The organism is Leisingera sp. SA32, from assembly GCF_056033425.1.
Genome location: NZ_JBVYHB010000002.1, coordinates 35,160 through 55,004 on the forward strand (window position 1 = coordinate 35,160; position 19,845 = coordinate 55,004).

At 63.7% G+C, this 19,845-nt stretch carries 17 protein-coding genes; 4 read left to right on the forward strand and 13 right to left on the reverse strand.

The genetic code is table 11. The annotated features are described in order from the left end of the window. Positions 1-6 precede the first annotated feature (6 nt). On the forward strand, positions 7-1,299 hold the full coding sequence (gene serS, locus AC0IPL_RS02785; protein ID WP_474272050.1) for a serine--tRNA ligase: 1,293 nt from the start codon (positions 7-9) through the stop codon (positions 1,297-1,299). Positions 1,300-1,405: 106 nt separating this feature from the next. Here the strand turns inward: serS and AC0IPL_RS02790 are convergent, their stop codons facing one another. From AC0IPL_RS02790 to AC0IPL_RS02815, 6 genes are all read right to left on the reverse strand, one after another. After that, a complete protein-coding gene (locus AC0IPL_RS02790; RefSeq protein WP_474272051.1) occupies positions 1,406-1,978 on the reverse strand; it encodes a helix-hairpin-helix domain-containing protein in 573 nt (190 codons plus the stop codon). A gap of 68 nt (positions 1,979-2,046) precedes the next feature. Beyond that, positions 2,047-3,000, reverse strand: a complete 954-nt coding sequence (locus AC0IPL_RS02795; RefSeq protein ID WP_474272054.1) for a fatty acid desaturase — start codon at positions 2,998-3,000, stop codon at positions 2,047-2,049. A 131-nt stretch (positions 3,001-3,131) separates the two neighbouring features. Beyond that, positions 3,132-3,770 carry a MarC family protein gene (locus AC0IPL_RS02800; protein ID WP_474272056.1) on the reverse strand — a complete coding sequence of 213 codons (639 nt, stop codon included), beginning with the start codon at positions 3,768-3,770 and terminating at the stop codon, positions 3,132-3,134. A gap of 41 nt (positions 3,771-3,811) precedes the next feature. Further along, positions 3,812-5,275 carry a ribosome biogenesis GTPase Der gene (gene der, locus AC0IPL_RS02805; RefSeq protein WP_474272058.1) on the reverse strand — a complete coding sequence of 488 codons (1,464 nt, stop codon included), beginning with the start codon at positions 5,273-5,275 and terminating at the stop codon, positions 3,812-3,814. Positions 5,276-5,344: 69 nt separating this feature from the next. Next, positions 5,345-6,667: a PQQ-like beta-propeller repeat protein gene (locus AC0IPL_RS02810; protein WP_474272060.1), complete on the reverse strand. Its 1,323-nt coding sequence runs from the start codon at positions 6,665-6,667 to the stop codon at positions 5,345-5,347. 81 nt (positions 6,668-6,748) lie between these two features. Beyond that, the gene (locus AC0IPL_RS02815; protein WP_474272062.1) at positions 6,749-7,420 is read right to left on the reverse strand and encodes a hypothetical protein; all 672 of its coding nucleotides are present in this window, start codon (positions 7,418-7,420) and stop codon (positions 6,749-6,751) included. A gap of 293 nt (positions 7,421-7,713) precedes the next feature. Between AC0IPL_RS02815 and AC0IPL_RS02820 the strand changes: the two genes are divergently transcribed. Next, positions 7,714-8,823, forward strand: coding sequence for an efflux RND transporter periplasmic adaptor subunit (locus AC0IPL_RS02820; RefSeq protein WP_474272064.1), 1,110 nt, complete (start codon positions 7,714-7,716; stop codon positions 8,821-8,823). After that, positions 8,820-12,638, forward strand: a complete 3,819-nt coding sequence (locus AC0IPL_RS02825; protein ID WP_474272067.1) for an efflux RND transporter permease subunit — start codon at positions 8,820-8,822, stop codon at positions 12,636-12,638. The genes AC0IPL_RS02820 and AC0IPL_RS02825 overlap by 4 nt, the downstream gene beginning before the upstream one ends. Positions 12,639-12,794: 156 nt before the next feature. On the opposite strand, the gene AC0IPL_RS02830 is transcribed toward AC0IPL_RS02825, so the two are convergent. The 4 genes from AC0IPL_RS02830 to AC0IPL_RS02845 form a co-directional block, all read right to left on the reverse strand. After that, complete coding sequence (locus AC0IPL_RS02830) at positions 12,795-13,067, reverse strand: EF-hand domain-containing protein (protein ID WP_474272069.1); 273 nt, start codon at positions 13,065-13,067, stop codon at positions 12,795-12,797. A 76-nt stretch (positions 13,068-13,143) separates the two neighbouring features. Beyond that, positions 13,144-13,392: an EF-hand domain-containing protein gene (locus AC0IPL_RS02835; protein ID WP_474272071.1), complete on the reverse strand. Its 249-nt coding sequence runs from the start codon at positions 13,390-13,392 to the stop codon at positions 13,144-13,146. 317 nt (positions 13,393-13,709) lie between these two features. Then, positions 13,710-15,542: an ABCB family ABC transporter ATP-binding protein/permease gene (locus AC0IPL_RS02840; protein WP_474272072.1), complete on the reverse strand. Its 1,833-nt coding sequence runs from the start codon at positions 15,540-15,542 to the stop codon at positions 13,710-13,712. A gap of 121 nt (positions 15,543-15,663) precedes the next feature. After that, a complete protein-coding gene (locus AC0IPL_RS02845; RefSeq protein ID WP_474272075.1) occupies positions 15,664-17,493 on the reverse strand; it encodes a LysM peptidoglycan-binding domain-containing protein in 1,830 nt (609 codons plus the stop codon). 124 nt (positions 17,494-17,617) lie between these two features. Between AC0IPL_RS02845 and AC0IPL_RS02850 the strand changes: the two genes are divergently transcribed. After that, positions 17,618-18,169, forward strand: coding sequence for an LOG family protein (locus AC0IPL_RS02850; protein WP_474272076.1), 552 nt, complete (start codon positions 17,618-17,620; stop codon positions 18,167-18,169). Here AC0IPL_RS02850 and rarD read toward each other — a convergent pair. The 3 genes from rarD to AC0IPL_RS02865 all read right to left on the reverse strand — a co-directional run bounded on the left by rarD (position 18,106) and on the right by AC0IPL_RS02865 (position 19,750). Further along, on the reverse strand, positions 18,106-19,017 hold the full coding sequence (gene rarD, locus AC0IPL_RS02855; RefSeq protein ID WP_474272079.1) for an EamA family transporter RarD: 912 nt from the start codon (positions 19,015-19,017) through the stop codon (positions 18,106-18,108). The two genes, AC0IPL_RS02850 and rarD, sit on opposite strands and share 64 nt — an antisense overlap. A 72-nt stretch (positions 19,018-19,089) precedes the next feature. Then, positions 19,090-19,545, reverse strand: coding sequence for a host attachment family protein (locus tag AC0IPL_RS02860; protein ID WP_474272082.1), 456 nt, complete (start codon positions 19,543-19,545; stop codon positions 19,090-19,092). Between the two features lie 4 nt (positions 19,546-19,549). Beyond that, on the reverse strand, positions 19,550-19,750 hold the full coding sequence (locus tag AC0IPL_RS02865; RefSeq protein WP_474272084.1) for a hypothetical protein: 201 nt from the start codon (positions 19,748-19,750) through the stop codon (positions 19,550-19,552). Positions 19,751-19,845: the final 95 nt, after the last annotated feature.

A 19,845-nucleotide genomic window follows, 5' to 3' on the forward strand; every position in this document is an offset into this window, starting at 1 on the left:
ACTCTCATGCATGACATCCGCGCCATCCGCGAAAACCCTGCCGCCTTCGACGCCGCTCTGGCGCGGCGTGGGGATGCGGGCGTGTCATCCGAGATCCTGGCCCTCGACGAAGCCCGCCGCGCCAAGATCCTGGCGGCGGAAACCGCTCAGTCCGAGCAGAAGAAGGCCTCCAAGGAGGTCGGTGCTGCCAAGGGCCGCGGCGATGATGCCGAATTTGAACGCCTGCGCGCGCTGGTGGCCGAAAAAAAGGCCGAAGTGGCCGCGATGAACGCCGAAGCCAAGGAGCTTGACGCGCAGCTGACCGACAAGCTGGCCCGCATTCCCAACCTGCCGGCCGAGGACGTGCCGCAGGGCGCGGATGAGGACGACAATGTCGAAGTAAGCCGCTGGGGCGCGCCGAAGGCGCTGGAGTTCGACGCCAAGGAGCATTTCGAGATCCCCGGCGTCGCCGCGGGCATGGACTTCGAGACCGCGGCCAAGACCAGCGGCGCGCGGTTCGTCTTCCTGCGCGGCGCCGTGGCCCGCATCCACCGCGCGCTGGCGCAGTTCATGCTGGATGTGCACGTGGACGAAAACGGCCTGTCGGAGACTCAGACTCCGGTGCTGGTCCGCGACGAGGCGATGTACGGCACCGACAAGCTGCCGAAGTTCGGTGATGACAGCTATCAGACCACCAACGGCTGGTGGCTGGTGCCCACCTCCGAGGTGACGTTGACCTATTCCGTGGCAGGTGAGGTGCTGAACGAGGCCGACCTGCCGATCCGCCTGACGGCCCACACCCAGTGCTTCCGTTCCGAGGCGGGCAGCGCCGGCAAGGACACCTCGGGCATGCTGCGCCAGCACCAGTTCGAGAAGGTCGAGATGGTCTCGATCACCCACCCGGAGCACTCCGATGCAGAACAGAAACGCATGCTGCGCTGCGCCGAGGATCTGCTGGAGCGTCTGGACATCCCCTATCGCACCGTGGTGCTGTGCACCGGCGACATGGGTTTTGGTGCCCGTCGCACCTTTGACATCGAAGCCTGGTTGCCCGGCCAGAACGCCTACCGCGAGATTTCCTCGGTCTCGACCACCGGTGATTTCCAGGCCCGCCGGATGAACGCGCGCTTCAAGCCTGCCGATGGCGGCAAGCCGCAGTTCCTGCATACGCTGAACGGCTCTGGCCTCGCAGTGGGGCGCTGCCTGATCGCAGTACTCGAGAACGGCCAGCAAGCTGATGGTTCGGTGCACCTGCCGGAGGTTCTGGCACCCTACCTGGGCGGCAAGCGGACCCTCACGGCAGAAGGCAACCTGGTCTGATCCAGCCTAAATCGGCTGGTATCGGCGAGGGTCGGCCTCACCCAGAAAACACAAACCGGCGCTTGTTGGCGCCGGTTTTTTTTTGCATAATCTCAAAAGCTTGCAGTCAGGACTTCGACTTCTTCTTTTTCTTCGGGAGCGACTTACCCGCTTCTGCGGCCTGCTTGGTCTCTAGAATGGCCTGTGCCTTGGCCTTCTCCTTTTCGATGGCTTTCTTGGCCTTGGCCTTCACCTTCTTCGCCTTCAGCTTGGCCTTGACCTTGGCCGCCGCGAACTCCTCCGCCAAGTTGGCCGCCTTTCGCTTGGCCTTGGCCGCCTTGGCCTTGGCCTTGGCTGCTTTGGTCTCGGCGGCCACGCGGGCCGCTTCGGCCCGCGCCAGCCGGGCCTTCATCTCAACCCTGAGCCGGGCATCCTGAACCGCCTTTTCCGCAGCCTCGACCCGGTTTACCGGTTTGCCATTCACAGCGGCCGCCGGCGCCGCCGCCTCGCCCGGCGCCGTGTGTATCGACGCCTTGGCAGCGGCGCGCAGGTTGACAGCACGGTTCGCGCCGATACCGGGAATCGCGCGCAGCTTTGCTTCATCCAGCGCGGCCAGGTCCTCTGCGCTGCGCACGCCGTTTCCGGTCAGAATTTTTGCCAGCGCCGGTCCCACGCCGCGTAGTTCGTGAACTGGTGTCATGCCTGTCCATTTCCTTGTTGTTTGGGGGCCAAGACCCCTTTTTTGCCATGCGTCGCGCCCCGCCGCATTCACTCCGGGAAGGGCACAAGGGCTTTCTTGTCCTCATCCCACAGCTTCAGCGTCAGCGCGCGCAGCGCCTCGCCAAAGCCGATCCGCCGCAGCCCCATGTCCTGCGGCAGGCTGTAATGACACTGCCGCAACCGGTAGGAGGGGATCCGGGCGTTGTAGTGATGAATATCATGTAGGGTGATATTGGCCACAGCCAGATCGAACAGCCAGCCGAAGTCCAGACAGGATGACCCCTGCAACGCGGCAACCTGCGGGCTCAGGTCCGGGCGACGGTCCCAATAGGTGTCCTCGAAGTTGTGCTGAAGATAGACTAGAAACACCCCGATCATGCCGCCAAGGAATGAAAACGCCAGCCACACCCAGATACCGGTCATCCCCGCCAGCCGATACAGCAGTGCGAGCAAGGCAACAATCACCGCATTGTGCAGGATCACCCCCCAGACACCGAATTTCCGGGTGTTCTTGGGCCAGCGATAGCGGATGAAATAGGTGAACGCGGCGCCCAGCGGCACCAGCACGAACGGGTTGCGATAAAGCCGATACTGCAAGCGCTGCCAAAAGCCTGCCGCGCGCCATTCGCGCAGGGTCATCGTGTGGATTTCCCCGGTTTCGCGATGTTCGAGGTTGCCGATGTTAGAATGATGCAGGTTGTGGTTCTGCTTCATCACCTCAAACGGTGCAAAGGTGAAGGGCGACAGCACGTGCCCCGCCAGTTCATTCTGGGTTCGGGTTTCAAACAGGGAATGATGGCCAGTGTCGTGTTGCAGAACATACAGCCGCACCGCGGCAAAGGCAAAGACCACCCCCGCAGGCAGCATCACATACCAGCGGTCAACCTGCACGATCGCAAGCCAAAGCGCGCCGAAATACACCGCAAATGTCCCGAAATAGCTGAGCGCGGCCAGCCGGTTATCCCTGACGCAATAGGCGCGTGTATGTGCCCTTAGATCCATAAGACACCTCATAAATGCAGAATATGACAGCCCGCTGAATTCGGGCCATAAAATCACTCTGCACTAAAGGTAAGTCTTGCCGACACAGCTACAAGACGCAAGCCCTGCCGATCTGAAGGCGCTTGCGGTCTTCAGAATGGCGTGGCCGACAGCCTCAGCACGCCCAGTTGCTCCAGCCCCTGCAGCACCGCGTCCACCGCCACGGTCGCGAGGATCAGCCCCATCACGCGGCTGACCACGCTGGCACCGGTGCGGCCGATCTGCCGGACAATCCGCCCCGCCAGCAGCAGGATCACCAAGGTAATCACCAGCACCACCAACAGCAGCCCGCCGGTGGTCGCTTGTTCGACGATCGCCGTCTCATGGTTGTCGGTCAGGATCACCACCGCCAGGATCGCCCCCGGCGATGCGATCGACGGAATTGCCAGGGGAAAAACAGCGCCGGACAGATCTTCGTCTTCGGCGTCTTCGATCTCTGACTGCGGCTTGGCCTCGCCAAAGATCATCGTCAGCGCAAACAGAAACAGCACAATGCCGCCCGCAACCTGGAACGCGCCCAACCGCAGGCCTATCGCCTCCAGCAGCAATTGCCCTGCAATCAGAAAGAACGCCAGCACGCCAGCCGCTGCCAGCACCGCGCGCAGCGCGAACTGTCGGTGCAGCCGCTGCGGCACCGCGGCGGTGGCATAGAGAAACACCGGGATCGACCCCACCGGATCGATCACGACAAACAACGTCACGAATTCCCGGACGAGGCTCTGCCAATCCATGTCTGCCACCTTCCGCCAAAGTTGACCGTCGGCGGGAGGCGTCAGCCGCCGCGTTTGTTCAGGTGTTTGGCCAGCGCGCCCGCGTTTTTCTGACGTTTGCCCTTGTAGGGGTTCTTGTCGCCCTGCCCGCGCATATACAGGCGGATCGGGGTGCCTGGCATGTCGAAATCCTCGCGCAGGCCATTCACCAGATAGCGGTTGTAGCTGTCCGGCAACTTGTCAGGATGCGAGCACATCACCACGAACCCCGGCGGGCGGCTCTTGACCTGGGTCATGTAGCGCAGCTTGATCCGCTTGCCCTGCGGGGCCGGCGGCGGGTGTTGTTCCAGCATGCCAACCAGCCAGCGGTTCAACGCCGCGGTCGGCACACGGCGGTTCCAGGTGGTATAGGCCCGCATGATCGCATCGTGCAGCCGCTCCAGCCCCTTGCCGGTCTTGGCCGACACGGTGACCAGCGGCGCGCCGCGCAGCTGCGGCAGCAGACGGCCGAAGGCCTCCTTGAGGTCGCGCAGCTTGTCCTGCTTGTGCTCTTCGGCGTCCCATTTGTTGACCGCGACCACCACGGCGCGACCCTCGCGTTCGGCCAGGTCGGCGATCCGCAGATCCTGCTGTTCGAACGGGATGCTGGCATCCAGCAAGACCACCACGACCTCGGCGAATTTGACCGCGCGCAAACCATCGGAGACCGACAGCTTTTCCAGCTTTTCCTGCACCTTGGCCTTCTTGCGCATGCCGGCCGTGTCGAACACCCGCATCGGCACGTCATTCCAGTTGATGCGAAGCGAGATCGCGTCGCGGGTGATCCCCGCTTCCGGTCCGGTCAGCAACCGTTCCTCACCCAGGATCTTGTTGATGAGGGTGGATTTGCCCGCATTGGGACGGCCCACAACGGCAACCTGCAACGGTTTATCGTCCGTCGGGACGGGGATGTTTTCGTCCTCATCCTCGCCGATTTCCTCGTCCACGGCGACATCAGTGTCCGGTGCGTGGCGCTCGGCTTCGGCTTCGTATTTTTCGGCCAGCGGTTGCAGGATACCATAAAGATCCGGCATGCCTTCGCCGTGTTCACCCGACAGGCGCAGCGGTTCCCCCAGGCCCAGCCCGTAGGCTTCCAGCACACCGGCTTCGGCCGCGTTGCCCTCGGCTTTGTTGGCAGCCAGGATCACATGCGCCGACTTGCGGCGCAGGATGTCGGCAAAAATCTCGTCCGTCGGCGTCACCCCGGTGCGCGCGTCGATCATGAACAGACAGATGTCAGCCATGTCCACCGCGCGTTCGGTCAGGCGGCGCATGCGCCCCTCCAGCGAGTTGTCGGTGGCGTCCTCAAGCCCCGCGGTGTCGATCACCGTGAACCGCAGATCCCCCAGCCGCGCCGCGCCCTCGCGCAGGTCGCGCGTCACACCCGGCTGGTCGTCGACCAGCGCGAGTTTCTTGCCTACAAGGCGGTTGAACAGGGTGGATTTGCCCACATTGGGACGGCCCACGATGGCGAGGGTAAAGGACATCAGACCAGCTTTCTTCGACTCAAGTTGTGCCCCATAGCGCATCTGCGCGACAAGCGCCAGTATCCAGCATCAGCGGTAGGCCAACAGCTCCCCCTTGGAGGAAACCACGTAAAGCGTGCGATCAACAACAACGGGCGCGGTTGTCGCCCCGCCCGGCACCTCGACAGCGCGGCTCAGGCTCCCGTCAAGCGGGTTGAAGAACCGCAGCAGCCCATCGCTGGAGGCCAGCACCACCTGTCCACCGGCCAGCACCGGGCCATGATGCACATGGATGCGGCCGCGCTTGCCCGGCTTGTCTTTGAGATAGCCCGGCAGATCCACGGCCCAGATAACCTCGCCCGTGCCGGCATCTATCCGCAACAGCTGGTTCAGATCGCTCACCTGAAACAGGCTGCCCCCCGCAGGCCAGGCCGTGTCGCTGGCGCCTTCGCGCGCGGTCCACAGTCGGTCGCCGGTGTTGAGGTCAATTGCCACGGTGCGGCCAGAGTTGTTGGCGGCATAAAGACGGTTGCCCGCAATCACCGGCGCGCCTGTCACATCGCTGATCCGCGACAGGGTGCGCCCCGTGCGCTGGCCTGAGACTGAGGCACTCCAGCGGCGCAGACCGCCACGGCGGAACGTGGCAATCAGATCGCCCGATCCAAAGGCAAAGATCGCCAGATCCCGCGAGACCACCGGCGCCGGTGCGCCCAGGATGTTCGACGGCGAGGGCGCCGCTTCCACCTGCCACGCAATCCGGCCATCCTTGGTGTTCACCGCCCAGCCGGTGTCATCCCCGGCCACCAGATAAACCAGCCCGCCGCTGACCCGCGGCTGGCCAGAGCCGGTGGCGTCAAGTTCCTGCCGCCAGATCGTGGTGCCACTGGCCGCGTCCAGCGCCGTCAGCACCCCAAAGCCCGAGGAGATGTAGAGAACGCCGTCATCATAGGCCAGCCCACCGCCGGTCGCTTGCCCCGCCTCATCCGCAGGCGGGACCAGCTTGGCCTGCCACAAAAGCTGCCCTTGCGGCGACACGGCCGACACCTGCGCGTCGCTGTCCAGTGTGAAGATACGTCCACCGCCGACAACCGGGGTTGCGATGATGCGCTGGCGGCGACTGTCACCAGCCCCAATGCCAACGGTCCAAATCCGCTGTGGCGCCGCCGACAAGGCCGGATGCGCGGTGCGCGTGGCCTCAGCACCATGTCCCTGCGGCCAGCTGGTGTTGGCCGTCTGCTGCGGCAGCGAAATGGCGCGGGACTGATTCACCACCTCGGTGGCGTATTCGGGCCGGATATCCTCGCGCTCGCCGCGCAGGATGATTTCCTCTTCGGAACAGGCAACCAGCAGCGTGGCCAGTGCCGTGCCGCACAAAAGCGCCCGCGTGCGGGAAAAAGTCGTGAATGTTGTCATGGCCCTGCCCTGTCTGCCCCTGTGTGCCCTTGTGCCGGTCTGCCCGGTCTGGTCCGTCCGCCGCCGCGCCTGCTGCGCCCGTTACCCTTCGGTGGTAACGGCCGCCTCGGCGGAGCCACCGAGGGCTACAATCACCTGCGTCGCACGTTCTTTCAAGTCCGCGCTGACACCGGCATCCGCTGCAATCACCCGCAACCGATCGATCGCGGCGTCAGCCTTGCCTTCCTCGATGTCCAGCAGCGCCAGTTGCTCGCCGGCCAGCAGCGCCAGCGGCGCCCCGGGTTGCGCCAGCGCTTCATATTGCAGACGGCGTTCGTCGGTACTCAAGCTGTCGCCTTGCAGCACCAGCGCCTTGAAGCTGGCGATATGGCGATAGATCAGCGGCAGCTCAGCATCGGTTGCCACGTTCTCCAGCTGCGCCACCGCCCCGGTGATGTCGTCCGCCTTGGCCAATGCGCCCGCTTCCAGCATGGCGAGAACGGCGCGCCCACCGGCGCTTTGCGCACTGACCGCGGCCAAGGCCTCGGCCTGCGCGGTGTCGCTTTCCAGCTCCAGCGCCGCGGTGATCTGGTCCCCCAGTTGCTGGGCTGCCGCCAGTTCCTGTGCCTTGCTGTACTCACGGTAGGCCGCGCCGCCAACAATCAGCGCCACGGCAACGCCACCGATCCAGCCGTACCGTTTCAGCACAAGGAAGAACCGGTCGCGGCGGACCTCTTCGGTCACCTCGTCGATAAAGCTGTCGGTGTCGCTCATGAAAAGCCCCTGATCTGCGCGGCCCCGGCGGTACGCACGGGCCCAGTATTAAATGCGTTCTTGCCCCTCTTACCCTGACTGCCAGACCAAGCCAAGTGGCCCGTTTACATCAGAAACCCCGAGGTTTCTGCCCGAAAAGCGAGAATTATGAACTGAACCACTTAGTTTAGAATGGACATCTCCTATATCTGGCCTATCAATTCCGCGCGTGTCCCATCGCCAGCACCTTCCGCGCCATCTGCGGGGTTCGGCCTATTTTCGGGACCACACCAAATATTTTAGAAAGGCCCGACATGCGTATCGTCCCATTGCTGACAGCCGTCGTGGTGACTGCCAGCCTTTATATGGTGGTCATCGAGCGGGAGGCCCTCATGACTTTTGCCAGGGGCGAGACCACCCCACAGGCCGCGGAGGCTGAGAGCACGGTTGCGCCGACCAATGCCGCGGGCGAGGACACCCGCGTCGGCGTGGTGGCGTTGCGCAGCAAGGCGACCACCATCGGCAGCGCGGTGATCCTGCGGGGCCAAACACAGGCAATCCGCCAGGTGGAGGTTCGGGCCGAAACGACCTCCACAGTGATCTCTGAGCCACTGCGTAAAGGCGCCCAGGTTAAAAAGGGCGATCTTCTGTGCGAATTGGACCCCGGCACCCGCCCGGCCTCGCTGTTGCAGGCCCAGGCGCAGCTGAAGGAAGCCCGGATCAATCTCACCGCGGCGTCGAAACTGTCACAGGGCGGCTACGCATCGGATACCCGACTGGCCGCGGCCGAGGCTTCTGAGAGCACCGCCCAGGCGGCGGTGGCGATGGCGCAGCGGGAGATTGACAACCTGAAGATCACCGCGCCCTTTGACGGGTTGTTGGAAAGCGATACAGCGGAGCTGGGCAGCCTGCTGCAACCGGGCAGCCTGTGCGGTACCGTGATCCAGCTGGATACCATCAAATTGGTAGGATACGTGCCGGAGGCCGAGGTTAACAAGGTCACCCTGGGCGCCACGGCGGGCGCCGAACTGGCCACAGGCCAGCAGGTCCAAGGCGAAGTCACCTTTCTCAGCCGCTCGGCCGATCCACAAACCCGCACCTTCGAGGTTGAGATCACCGTGCCGAACCCGGATCTGTCAATCCGCGATGGGCAGACCGCAGACATCTTCATATCCTCAGCCGGGTCACTGGCGCACAAGCTGCCGCAATCCGCGTTGACCCTCAACAACGAGGGGCAATTGGGCGTGCGCGTGGTCAACAGCGACAGCATGGTGGAATTCTACCCGGTGGACATGCTGCGGGACGAGGCGGACGGTGTCTGGCTTGGCGGCCTGCCCGCCGTGGCCGACGTCATCGTGGTGGGCCAGGACTTTGTGACCGAAGGCGTTGCGGTGGACGCCACCTACCGGGAGACGGAACAGTGACTGGTATAGTAGGCTGGGCCGCAAACCGGGCGCGGATGGTCCTCGCGTTCATCGTGATTTCGCTGCTGGTCGGGGGATTTGCCTACTCGATGCTGCCCAAGGAGGGCGAGCCTGACATCGAAATCCCCGCCCTGTTCATCTCTGTCCCCTTCCCCGGCATTTCGGCCGAGGATTCGGAATCGCTGCTGGTCAAGGTCATGGAAACCGAGCTGGCCGACCTCGACGGGCTGGACAAGATGTCCTCCACCGCCGCCGAGGGCTATGCCGGGGTGGCATTGGAGTTCGAATTCGGCTGGGACAAGACCGCCGTCATGGCCGACGTGCGCGACGCCATGGACAAGGCCGAGGCCGAATTCCCCGACGGGGCCGAGAAATACTCGATCATGGAGATCAACTTCTCCGAATTCCCGATCGTCATCGTCAACCTGACCGGCGCGGTCCCGGAACGCACCATGGCGCGCATCGCCAAGGATCTGCAGGACGATCTTGAAGCGCTGGATGCGGTGCTGGAGGCGGGTATCGCCGGCAACCGGGATGAGATGGTCGAGGTGCTGATCGACCCGTTGCGGCTGGAGGCCTACAACGTCACCGCGCTGGAGCTGATCAATGTGGTGCAGAACAACAACCAGCTGATTGCGGCCGGTGAAGTGGACACAGCCCAGGGCAGTTTCTCGGTCAAGATCCCCTCATCCTTTGATGACGTGAACGACATCTACCGGCTGCCGGTCAAGACCAATGGCGACCGCGTGGTGACGCTGGGTGAGCTGGCGCAGATCAACTTCACCTTCGAGGACCGCGAGGGCACCGCCCGCTTTAATGGCGAAGACACGGTGGCGCTCCAGGTGGTCAAGCGTAAGGGCTACAACCTGATCGACACCGTGAACCTGGTGAAGGAAACGCTGGACGTCTCCAAATCGAAATGGCCGCCTGAGCTGCGGGCGGCGGTGACGGTCGGCACCTCCAACGACCAGAGCCGCGTGGTTGGCTCGATGGTCAGCCAGCTTGAAGGCTCGGTGCTGACCGCCATCGCGCTGGTGATGATCGTGGTGCTGTCCGCGCTCGGCAGCCGGGCTGCGCTGCTGGTGGGCTTTGCCATCCCGACCTCATTCCTGCTGTGTTTTGCCTTGCTCGCACTGATGGGGATCTCGATTTCCAACATCGTGATGTTTGGCCTGATCCTTGCCGTGGGGATGCTGGTGGACGGGGCTATCGTGGTGGTGGAATACGCCGACAAACGCATCAAGGAAGGCTCCGGCCCCATGCACGCCTATGTTGAGGCGGCCCAGCGGATGTTCTGGCCGATCGTCTCGTCCACGGCCACCACACTTTGCGCCTTCCTGCCGATGCTGTTCTGGCCCGGCGTTCCGGGTGAATTCATGGGCATGCTGCCGGTGACCCTGATCTTCGTTCTGTCGGCCTCGCTGGTGGTTGCGCTGATCTACCTGCCGGTGATGGGCGGGGTTACCGGCCGCGTCAGCCGCTTCTTCGAGGGGGCCTCCACCGCGCTGCGCAATATCGCGCCCTGGTGGCTGCGCGCCCTTCTGGTGCCCTTGCCGATGTGGGGCATGTTCGCCGGTGCCATGCAGATGCTGAACCCGAGCTACCTTCTGGGCGCAGGCGGGGCGGGTCTGGGCAGTGTGATCTTCGGCGCTCTGGTCTTTACGCTCAGCTCCTTTGCAGCCTCGATCACTCTCAGCGCGGTCAAGATCAAACGCGAACCCAAAGAGGTCGCTCCCGGCTACCATCACACTGCCTTTGGCTATTTCATCAAGTTCATCGCAGGCAACCCGGTGATGCCCGTGGTCACCATCGGCGTTGTCGGCATCGGCATCATGACCGTGTTCAACCTGTTCAGCGAAAACAACTACGGCGTTGAGTTCTTTGTTGAATCGGAACCGGAACAGGCCACGGCCTATGTCCGGGCCCGTGGCAACATTTCGTTGCAGGAAAAGGACGCGCTGGTTCGCGCCACGGAACAGGTCATCCTCAAGCACCGCGCTGTCATCAACGTGTTCTCCTTCGCCGGCGACGGTGGGCTGAACACCGACAGCTCCGGTGCATCGACCCCGCCGGACACCGTGGGCCAGGTCCAGTTCGAGATCATCCCGTGGGAGGATCGCCCGACAGAAACCGAACCGCTGGGCGGTTGGCTGGGCGGTTTGCTGAGCGAGCACCTGGGCATTGAGAAACAAGTGATTGCGCAGGAATACGACGGCAACACCGTTATTGACGAGTTGAACAGTCAGCTGGCCGCCCTGCCCGGTTTCGAGGTGGAGGTGCGCTCGCTCGCCCAGGGGCCGGCCAGTGGCAAACCGGTGCACCTGCGCCTGCGCGGCGACGACTGGGAGGAGCTGACCAAGGCAACACGGGACGCGCGCGACCGTTTCGCCAACACCCCCGGCCTCACCCTGATCGAAGACAGCCTTCCCCTGCCCGGCATCGACTGGCAGATCGACGTCGATGTCGAACAGGCCGGCCGCTACGGTGCCGATGTCGCCACGGTGGGTGCGATGGTGCAGCTGGTCACCCGCGGCATCCTGCTGGACACCATGCGGGTCGACAGTTCGGACGAGGAGATCGAAATTCGTGTCCGCCTGCCGAAACAGGACCGGGTGCTGTCGACGCTCGACACGCTCAAGGTGCGCACGGATGACGGGCTGGTGCCGCTGTCGAACTTTGTCAGCCGCAGGCCGGTGCCGAAGCTGGCAGAGATCAACCGAGTCGAACAGGAGCGCTATTACGACGTGAAAGCGGACGTGGAACCGGGGCTTAGCAAGGTCGAGATCACGGATCCGGACACCGGAAAGACCCGGCAACTGGCGCTGTTGAAAACCGTGGATGAGGGCGTCGCCCCCAACGCTGAAACCCTGACCGCGCCCAATGGCAACCTGATGCAAGTGGTGTCTCTGTCCGGCGCCGGCAGTTTCGCCGCCGTCGAAGCGGCGTTAGCGCAGGGTGCCAAGGTAAACCCTGTGAACCCGAACGAACGCATTGCCCTGCTGACCGAATGGCTGGAAACCGACCCACTGCCGCGCAGCATCACGTGGGAATGGACCGGCGATCAGGAGGAGCAGGAGGAATCCGGCGCCTTCCTGTCCAAGGCTTTTGCGGGCGCGCTCGCGTTGATGTTCGTGATCCTGCTGGCGCAGTTCAACAGTTTCTACAACTCGGTGCTGGTGCTGTTGGCGGTGGTGCTGTCCACCACCGGCGTGCTGATCGGCATGATGGTGATGCAGCAGCCGTTCTCGATCATCATGACCGGAACCGGCATCGTGGCGCTGGCGGGGATCGTGGTGAACAACAATATCGTGCTGATCGACACCTATCAGGAGTTCAGCCAGAAGATGCCCCGGATCGAGGCAATCATCCGCACCGCCGAGGCCCGTATCCGCCCGGTGTTGCTGACCACCATCACCACGATGGCGGGCCTCACCCCTATGATGTTTGGTGTCAGCCTCGATTTCATCGGCGGCGGCTACTCCATCGACAGCCCCACGGCACTGTGGTGGAAACAGCTGGCCACGGCGGTGGTGTTCGGGCTTGGTATCGCCACCGTTCTGACGCTTGTGGTGACACCTTCGCTGCTGGCGATCCGGGTCTGGCTGGCCACCTACATGCGCGCCCTGGGCCGGATGTTGTCGCGCATCACCCGCGGCCGCTCCAGCCGCATCGCGCGGGATTCTCGGCTGTTCAAAAAGGCCCGCACCCTGCCCAGCACAGAGGTGCTATGGGAGGACGACAGCCGCTCCGCACCTGCCGCGGAGGCCGAAGACCCCAAGCCAACCTCCGATGGGAATCTGCGGGCCGCAGAATAGCCGACGGATCGAAAAAACTGGCCCCGCATCGGCGGGGCCAGTTCCTTGCATCACGGCGTCAGCCTGTCTGCGGGGAAACGTACAGGTTTTGCGCAAGGCTCATACCAGGGAGGCGGCAGGCCGACCTGTCAACAACAGCGCTGACCCCGGTGATGCTTAACCGGATTTTGCCAGCACACCGGCATTGACGGCCGCCTGAACTTCCTGCTGATCGACCTCGCCATCGGCATTGGCATCAATATTCGCAAAGGTTTCGGCATCCAGCTCCGGATAGGCCGCCTGCAGCTCTTCCAGCGAGAAGCTGCCATTTCCGTCCACGTCAGCCTCGGCGCCGTGGCCGACGGAGACGCCAGTGTCGAGATCCAGCGCAGCAACAGGTGCGGCAGCAAGTGCGGCCAGGGCGGCGGCGGTCAGGGCAAAAGTCTTCATCTGAGTTACTCCGATCGTGTCAGTACTTCGATTTGGGCGCGCGGGCTCCCCCCGCGCGCCGGATGGTCCGCTGATATCAGCCCGCTTTTTGCAGCACGCCCGCATCCACGGCGGCTTGAACCTCGTCCTTGGTGGCTTCGCCATCCGCATCGGCATCGATGGTGGCAAAGGTTTCGGCGGTCAACTCAGGGTAGGCGACCTGAAGTTCGTCCAGCGAATAGGAGCCATTGCCGTCCACATCCGCAGCTGCATCCAGGTCGAGCGCGGCAACAGGGGCAGCAGCAAGGGCGGTCAGGGCGGCGGCGGTCAGTGCGAAGGACTTCATGTGAGATACTCCATTCATTCTATTCTGTTTCTTTCAGCGACCACGGTGTCTCCGTGAGCCACGAACAGAGGTAGGCATCTCTTCCTCGCGGCACCAGACGCGGCACGGCATCGGTGATTTTCCGGCGCCTGCTTGCCGAAAGTCAGCCAGCGACTGGGCGCGTTGCCGCCCCGGCCCAACGCCTGCACCTTTCTCCGCTCAACCCACGGGGCGCATCGTGCAGGTTTCCGCCATAGCGCGACCTTTGACGACGAAAGCCAAAAAATTCGGGAACTTTTGCGGCCGCAGCCGCAGCGGCGCGACCACCGCTGTTGCGGTCAGGCCGCGTCCTGATCCGACTGCTGCCGCTGCCACAGCCGCGCATAGCGCCCCTGCCGGGCCAGCAGCTCCTGATGGGTGCCAGTCTCGGCGATTTCACCCTGCTCCAGCACCACGATCCGGTCGGCCTCGGCGATGGTCGACAGCCGGTGCGCGATGGTGATGACCGTGCGCCCCTGTCCGGCGCGGGCCAATGCGCCCTGGATTTCCTGCTCCGTATCGCTGTCCAGCGCAGAGGTTGCCTCGTCCAGCAGCAGGATCGGCGGGTTCTTCAGAAGGGTGCGGGCAATGCCCACCCGCTGTTTCTCGCCGCCCGACAGCTTCAGGCCACGCTCGCCCACCTGGGTGTCATAGCCTTCGGGCAACGCGGCGATGAAATCATGGATCTGCGCATCCCGCGCGGCCTGCTCCACCTCGTCCTGGGTGGCACCCTCGCGGCCATAGGCGATGTTGTAGCGGATCGTGTCATTGAACAGGACCGTGTCCTGCGGAACCACACCAATGGCCTGATGCAGGCTTTTCTGGGTGACGTCGCGCACGTCCTGCCCGTCGATCCGCAGCGCACCGCCGCTGACATCGTAGAATCGGAACAGCAACCGCCCGATGGTCGATTTGCCCGACCCGGTAGAGCCGACGATGGCCACGGTTTGCCCCGGTTCCGCCTCCAGCGAAATACCCTTGAGGATTTCCCGGTCCGGTTCATAGGAAAACCGCACATTGTCCAGAGAGACCCGGCCGCCGCTCACCTTCAGCTCTACCGCACCCGGACGGTCACTGACATCCGCGGGTTGCTCCAGCAGGTGAAACATCTCGCCCATGTCGACCAGGCTCTGGCGGATTTCGCGGTACACCGTGCCGAGGAAGTTCAGCGGCACGGTGATCTGAATCATATAGGCGTTGACCATGACAAAATCGCCCACCGTCAACCCGCCCTGCTGCACCCCGATCGCCGCCATCACCATCACCCCGATAAGCCCCGCGGTGATGATGACACTCTGGCCAAAGTTCAGGAAAGCCAGCGAATAGGCCGTTTTCAGCGCGGCTTGGGCATAGCCCCGCATGGCGCCGTCATAGCGCGCTGCCTCGCGCTCTTCGGCGACAAAATACTTGACCGTCTCATAGTTCAGCAGACTGTCGATGGCCTTTTGATTGGCGTCGGTGTCCTGCTCGTTCATCTGGCGGCGCAGCGTCACCCGCCATTCGGTCACGGCAAAGGTGAACCAGACATACAGCCCGATGGTGCCCGCAACCACCAGCAGGTAACGCGCATCAAACATAACCGTCAGGATCACCGCGACCAGTGTCAGTTCCAGGATCAACGGACCGATGGAAAACAGCATGAACCGCAGCAGGAACTCGACCCCCTTGACCCCGCGCTCAATGATCCGGCTCATCCCGCCGGTCTTGCGGGTGATGTGATAGCGCATAGAGAGCCGGTGAATGTGGGTAAAGGTCTCCAGCGCCAGGCGGCGCAGGGCGCGCTGGCCCACCGGTGCGAAAATCGCATCGCGCAACTGCTGAAAGCCCGTGGTGAGGATCCGTGCCATTCCATAGGCCACCGTCAAACCCACCGCCCCTAGCGCCAGCGGCGGCACACCTTCACCAGCGAGGCCATCGACTGCGCCCTTGTACAGCATCGGCGTATAGACCGCGATCACCTTGGCCAAAACCAGCACCGCCAGCGCCAGCACCACCCGCAGCTTGATCGCCCGGTTGCCGCGCGGCCACAGGTAGGGGCCAACCCTGCGCAGGGTGCGCAGCCCCGAGCGACGTTCGGCCCGTGCCAGTGTGGCGGACGTTTGTGGCGCGGAGGCCTGCTCTGTCTGGGTCATGGCTGCTCCTGGCTGTCTCTGGCGGGGCTGGCTGAACCAACAAGGATACCGACCGCCGAGACACAATGCGAGAGGTCGGCGACCAGGGCGCGCTACAATAGCGCGATTTAGGTATGTGCGATCACTCCGGTATGTTGAAAACCTGCCCCGGGTAAATCAGGTCGGGATCGCGGATAGCCTCCTTGTTGGCCTCAAACACCCGCACATACAAAAATCCACTGCCGTATCGCTGTTGCGAAATGGCCCACAGCGTATCGCCCTTCTGCACCGTCACCGCGCGCACCAGCGGCACCGGCTGATCCGGCGCGGCATCGCCAACCGGCTGTGGCAGCGTTTCGGGGGATTCCCGCTTGAACGGTGTTTCCAGACGGCTCACCACAGTGCCAGAGGCCGCCTCGATCTCATCCAGGCGCAACGTATAGATCCCTGGTGCGACATCTTCCAACCGACCGCTCCAGCGACCATCGCCCGCCGCCTCCAGCTCCGCCACCGGGCGGTTGTCCACATAAATGCGGACCCGCGACTGCGGCGTTGCGCGGCCCGACAGCTCCACCCCGCCCGCGCCGTTGTAGCTGATTGCGTCCAGCGCCACTTCATCGCTCAGCTCGGGGTCGGCTGGGATGGCGGGCTGCACAACCTCGACGCCGTTCTGGTCTGCGCGAAGAACGGCAACCGCCGGCTCCCGCGGGGGTTGCACGTCAGCCGGACCGGCCTCCGGCGCCCCATCGGCAGCGGTGTTCTGTTCGGTCTCCGCCGGATCTACCGCAGTATTGGCGGCGCTGCGCTCTACAGTGTCCGCCGGGTCCATCGCCGTGTCGGCGTCGCTGCGCGCTACAGGATCGGCCTGCTCCGTCGCGGTATCGGCGGCGGCGCTCTGCACCGCGTCAGCCTGGGTCGCCGCCGTTCGGGCGGTGTCAGCCGCGTTCCCTTCCCCGTCAATGGCAGCGCGTTCTGCATTCAAATCGGGGGCAGCCGTTCCGGTCGGGGCCACTTGCGCCAGCTGATCCGCTTCCGTATCCGCGCGTTGCGCCACTTCTGGCTGCGGCGCGGCGGCAACGGGGTTGGCCGGCGCGAGGATGAAGCTCTCCGCGGACGCCATCTTGCGCCCGTCATGCTCGGCCATCAGTGAAACAACCTGCGGTGTGTCGCTGGGCGCAATTGTGGTGAGGGTGGCAAACTGGCCACCTGGCGGTACCTGGATCTGCTCCAGCAGCACCCCGTCCAGCAGGATCGACAGCTGCGTCCCCTCCTGGGCGCGGCCGGCAATCACTGCCGCCCCGTCACGATCCACCCGTACCAGGTCCAGCTGTGGCGCCGCCAGTACAAACTCCGGTTCCGCTTGCTCGGCGCTGTTGGGCGGCGGCGCTTGCGCATCGGCATCCGCCACGGAACCGGCCGCGGCTTCTAGCCCCTCGTCTGGTATTTCATCGGAGGAAACTTCGGGCGACGCGTCTGTCACAGGGTTCGGCGTGTCTTGCTCCGGCGCAGCCAACGCTATTGCCTCTCCGGCATCATCCTCTGCCGGTCTGGTCTCTAGTTTTTCCGTTTCCACAGCATCGGTTGCGGGGGAAACGTCAAGTGCTTCAGCTTGCTCGGTGTCGGCAACCACCGGTGCGTCCGGCTCTTCCGCGCGCTCCGGCACATCCGCGCCTTGTGCTGCGGCTTTCGCCTCCTTCGCCGCAGCCTGGTCCGCGGCGGCCTGCTCTTCGGCGATTTGCTGCTGCGCAGCACGGTTCTGCAATGGCTGGCCGGATTCCTCTCCATCGCCGTCAAAGCCCGCGCCTTCACCTTTGGCGCCGGCCTCCTGCGACGGCGTGTTCACAGCGCCCGGCCCCTCCGCGGAGAACCCTCCCAGCTGGAACAGCACCACACCGCCCAGCACAACGGCCGCGCCGACAATACCTCCGATCGTCAGAGCGCCAAGGCTCCTGCTTTCAGATCCATCCGCCATTTCGATCCCTTCGACGTTTGCGGAATGTTCCCTTCCGCTTAGTTGAGCAAACCTAACAACCCCGCTATCAGGGGTCAAAACACCAATTTCGTTTCGCGTTGAAATTCCACAGAAAGGCTGGCCAATGAGCATCAAATCCGTCTGCGTTTACTGCGGTTCGCGTCCCGGTTCCGACCCCGCCTATGCTGCGGCGGCCCGCGACACGGGCACCCTACTTGCACAGGAGGGCCTGCGACTTGTCTATGGCGCCGGTGATGTCGGATTGATGGGTGAGGTCGCGCGCGCGGCGCAGGCTGCCGGTGGCCGCACCTTTGGGGTCATCCCCGCGCATCTGGAGCGTCGCGAGGTCGGCAAGAACGACCTCACCACCTATGTCGTTACCGAGACGATGCATGAACGCAAAAAGGTAATGCTATGGAATGCCGATGCCATCCTGCTGTTGCCCGGTGGCGCCGGGTCGCTGGATGAGCTGTTCGAGGCGTTGACCTGGCGCCACCTGGGGCTGCATTCCAAGCCGATCGCGATCCTGAACACCAACGGTTACTGGGATCCGCTGCGCGCGCTGTTGCAACAGGTGACGGGCCAGGGTTTTGCCGGGGCGGAAACCGCGGATTATCTGATCTGGGCCGACACGCCTGTTGCCGCCATCGCAGCCCTGCGCGACGCGCGTTCCTGACCCAGCGCAGACATCGAAAACACGGCAACCGCGGTCCAGATCAGCACAAAGGCGATGCCATGCCACAGGCTGAATGGCTCGGCAAAGATCAGGACCGCCACCACGAACTGCAACGTCGGGTTGAGGTATTGCAACACCCCGACGGTGCCAAGCTGCACCCGACGCGCGGCATAGCCGAACAGGATCAGCGGCAAACCGGTCAGCAGCCCCGAGAATGCAAGCATCGCTGCGTCCTTGCCACTGCCCAGAAAACCGCCGCCGCCGGTCAGCCAGATCAACGGCAGGGCCACGGGCAACAGCAGCAACACCTCGGCGGTGACTGAGACCACCGGCCCGAGAGGAAGCTGTTTCTTGGCAACGCCATAGAGGGAGAAGCTGATGGCCAGAACCAAAGGGATCCACGGCGCGGCGCCCAAGCCAAACGACAGCAACCCAACAGCCGCGCCCGCCAGCGCCACCGCAACCAGCTGCGCCGCGGCCAGCCGTTCGCCAAACAACAGGCGGCCCAGCAGTACGCTCAGCAGCGGGAACACATAGTAGCCCAGGCTTGCTTCGGTGGCGTAGCCAGACTGCACGGAAAAGATGAAAAGAAACCAGTTGAGCGATATCATCGCCGTAGCACAGACGAGAAGCACCGCGTTGCGGCGCTGCGCGAAGGCAGCAACCAGTTCGCCCAGCCGCCCCTGCAACAGCAGCATTGCCGAAAAGAACAGGAACGACCAGACCGCGCGGTGCGACAACACCTGTTCCGGCGGGATATGGGACAGCGCCTTGTAATAAATCCCCGACAGCCCCCAGACCGTACAGGCCGCGATCATCGCCAAGACGCCCTTATGTGTTTCGCGCATGTTTTGCCCCTGCCCCGTGCCTGTCCTGACAGACACCGGACAGGGGCAAGGGTCAAGCCCCCGGCTCGGCCTTCAAAGGTCTGAAATCGCGTCCTTGACCATGTCTTCGATCTTGCTGGTCTCGTGGTTGGTCAGGTTCTTGGCCACCTCGCCGACCACCTTGTCAGACACCTCCTGATGCAGGTTCTTGCGCAGCTCGCCCAGAACCTCCGGCGCCGCCACCAGAACCAGCCGCTCGAACTTCCCCTTATGCGCCATCTTGTACAGCCGGTCTGCCAAATCCGAGGCAAAACGTTCCTTGGCCAACTGGTGCCAGTCGGTGTCATCCACCGCCGAGCGATGCACGCTGGGTCCGTCATTGAACCGCCCCGGCCGGTTGGCCGACTGCTCGGCGTCGGACGGGTTCTCCTGCTCATCCTTGCGCCGCACCTTCAGATGCGGATCCTGCGTGTCCGTCACATTTTCCAGAAACAGCGCTTTTTCACTGTCAGCAACCAGCACCCAGGTGCCCTTCGTCAGCATAGCCATGGCGTCACTCCTGCTCCTTTTCTTTAGACTTGGTGACGCGGGTTTTCCCCGCGGGGCGCGATTCGGTCCGCTTCAGCTCGTCCTCGGTGGCAATGTCGCGCTGCAGATCGCCGCCGCTGCGGCCCTGCTGGGACACCGAACCCTGCGCGCCGGGGATCTCTTCGGTCTCGCAGCGTCCGTCTTTGGATCTTTTGCGTTCAGCCATCGCGTCCTCCATCGTTTTCACGTGTAGTGGCCCAACGCGGTCTTGCGGCTTCGGGTTCCTGTCGCCCACGAAAAAGCCCGCGCAGAACAAGCTGC